Origin of the sequence: Bacillus sanguinis (assembly GCF_018332475.1) — a bacterium.
Taxonomy (GTDB): Bacteria; Bacillota; Bacilli; order Bacillales; family Bacillaceae_G; genus Bacillus_A; species Bacillus_A sanguinis.
On the sequence record NZ_BOQB01000575.1, the window covers coordinates 1 to 445 of the forward strand.

1 protein-coding gene is annotated in these 445 nt (G+C 24.7%); it reads right to left on the reverse strand.

Going from position 1 to position 445, the window contains the following annotated elements:
* On the reverse strand, positions 1-445 hold a 445-nt coding region (locus KI369_RS28660), incomplete at both ends, for an HD-GYP domain-containing protein (RefSeq protein ID WP_498033626.1).

Genomic DNA, 445 nt, shown 5'->3' on the forward strand with positions numbered 1-445 from the left:
ATAGTAGCATAATTGGCTACACGTTCACTATGTCCTTTCGTATATTGATCCTTTAATTCCATTATCCTCATTATCGATAAAGCTGTTTCTTTCATTTGTTTTTCATAGGATGCTTTAATTTTTTGTACTAAAAACTTTAATGAAAGAAATACAAAAAATGAAGTAACAAAAATTGTTAGAAACAATAATACTAATGATATTGGATAGTTAATGTCAAAATAATAAATAGCAATTAAAAATCTACATATCATACAAATAGATACCCATAGAAGATAATGAATACTTAAAAATAAAGGTGCAGAAATTACTAAGAAGCACTCTAAATAAGGGATATGTAAAGAAGCATCTGGATTACGTATAAACATAAGATCATATGCCAAAAGATAAATAATACTTACTCCAAGAAAAATATATTTTGTAAACATTTGTTTATTCATTTTTTGTA